Origin of the sequence: Arenimonas sp. (assembly GCF_019459675.1) — a bacterium.
GTDB lineage: Bacteria > Pseudomonadota > Gammaproteobacteria > Xanthomonadales > Xanthomonadaceae > Arenimonas.
Genome location: NZ_JAIBFH010000079.1, coordinates 1 through 1,950, shown reverse-complemented (window position 1 = coordinate 1,950; position 1,950 = coordinate 1). Strand labels below are relative to the sequence as shown.

General features: G+C 68.5%; 3 protein-coding genes. All 3 read left to right on the top strand.

The window, feature by feature from the left end:
* On the top strand, positions 1–649 hold a 649-nt coding region (locus K0M70_RS03085; protein WP_290779147.1), incomplete at its 5' end, for an ACP S-malonyltransferase.
* Between the two features lie 85 nt (positions 650–734).
* Positions 735–1,478 carry a 3-oxoacyl-ACP reductase FabG gene (gene fabG, locus K0M70_RS03080; protein WP_290779144.1) on the top strand — a complete coding sequence of 248 codons (744 nt, stop codon included), beginning with the start codon at positions 735–737 and terminating at the stop codon, positions 1,476–1,478.
* Between the two features lie 131 nt (positions 1,479–1,609).
* Positions 1,610–1,849, top strand: a complete 240-nt coding sequence (gene acpP, locus K0M70_RS03075) for an acyl carrier protein (RefSeq protein ID WP_034221058.1) — start codon at positions 1,610–1,612, stop codon at positions 1,847–1,849.
* Positions 1,850–1,950: the final 101 nt, after the last annotated feature.

Below are 1,950 nucleotides of genomic sequence, written 5' to 3'. Positions count from 1 at the left end.
CGCCGCGCTGGTGGCGGCCGGATCGATCACCCTGGCCGACGGCGCGCGCCTGGTGCGCGAGCGCGGCCGGCTGATGCAGCTTGCGGTGCCCGCCGGCACCGGCGCGATGGCCGCGGTGCTGGGCGCCGAAGACGCGCTGGTCGAGGAAGTCTGCGCCGCGGTTTCCGGCCATGGCGTGGTGGTGCCGGCGAACTACAACTCGCCCGGGCAGATCGTCATCGGCGGCGACGCGGCCGCCGTGGACCGCGCGTTGGCCGAGCTGGCGGCGCGCGGCGTTCGCAAGGCCGTGAAGCTCGCCGTCTCGGTGCCTTCGCACACGCCGCTGATGCGCGAAGCCGCCGACCGCCTGGGCGAAGTGATGGCCGCGATGCGCTGGCAGGATGCGACCATCCCGGTCGTCCAGAACGTTGATGCGCGCATCCACGCCAATGCCGACGACGTGCGCGCCGCGCTGGTGCGCCAGCTGTACCTGCCCGTGCTCTGGACGCAGTGCGTGCAGACCCTGGTGGCGCGCGGCGCCAACGTCATCGGCGAGTGCGGCCCCGGCAAGGTGCTTTCCGGCCTGGCCAAGCGCATCGACAAGTCCGTCGAGACGCGCGCCCTTGGCAGCGCCGTGGAGTTCGAGGCCGCGCTGGAAGCCTGGAGCTGATCGCGTGCCGCAGCATTGCCTGCATCCGATTCCATCCGATTCCATCCGATTTGATCCGTGGCCAAGAGGCCCGACTGGACCCCCAATGAACGACGTGTTGAAAGGTGAAATCGCGCTGGTCACCGGCGCCAGCCGCGGCATCGGCGCCGCCATCGCCGACGAGCTGGCGTCGCTGGGTGCGCGCGTCATCGGCACCGCCACCTCGCAGGCCGGCGCCGAGGCCATCCACGCGCGCCTGGCGGCGAGCGGCGGGGCAGGGCGCCTGCTCAACGTCACCGAAAGCGCGTCGGTGGACGCGCTGGTGGACGAGATCGCCAAGGAGTTCGGCGCCATCTCGATCCTGGTCAACAACGCCGGCATCACCCGCGACAACCTGCTGATGCGGATGAAGGAAGAAGACTGGCAGGCCATCCTCGACACCAACCTCAGTTCGGTGTTCCGCACGTCCAAGGCGGTGATGCGCGGCATGATGAAGGCGCGCAAGGGCCGCATCATCAACATCGCCTCGGTGATCGGCGTTACCGGCAACGCCGGGCAGGCCAACTACGCCGCGGCCAAGGCCGGCATCATCGCTTTCAGCAAGTCGCTGGCCAAGGAGATCGGCAGCCGCGGCGTCACGGTCAACGTGGTCGCGCCGGGCTTCATCCAGACCGACATGACCAAGGACCTGCCCGAGGCTTCCCGCGAGGCCCTGGTGGGCCAGATCGCGCTGGGGCGGCTTGGCGAGCCGGCCGACATCGCCCGCGCCGTGGCCTTCCTGGCCGGCCCGTCGGCCACCTACATCACCGGCGAGACCCTGCACGTCAACGGCGGCATGTACATGCCCTAAGCCCTTGCATTGGCTGGTTTTGCGCTAGAATCCGACCACCCCATACAGGCCGCGGCGCGTCTGGCGCCCGCCGCGGCTTTCGATTGATTACAATGCGCCCGAAAACAAAACGCTCCGGGAGGAGAAGATCCATGAGCAGCATCGAAGAACGCGTCAAGAAAATCGTCATCGAGCAGTTGGGCGTGAAGGAAGACGAAGTCACCGTGAACGCCTCGTTCGTGGACGACCTCGGTGCCGACTCGCTGGATACCGTCGAGCTGGTCATGGCCCTGGAAGAAGAGTTCGAGTGCGAGATCCCGGACGAAGAGGCCGAGAAGATCACTTCGGTCCAGCAGGCCATTGATTACATCAAGGCCCACGTCAAGGCCTGATCGCCTGACGTCGTCACGCCGGGGGCGCGCGTGGCGCGCCCCCCCCGGTTAAAGCACCCCCCCCTAAAGCGCGGCCCAGCGCACCCGCCCCCCCCCCCCCC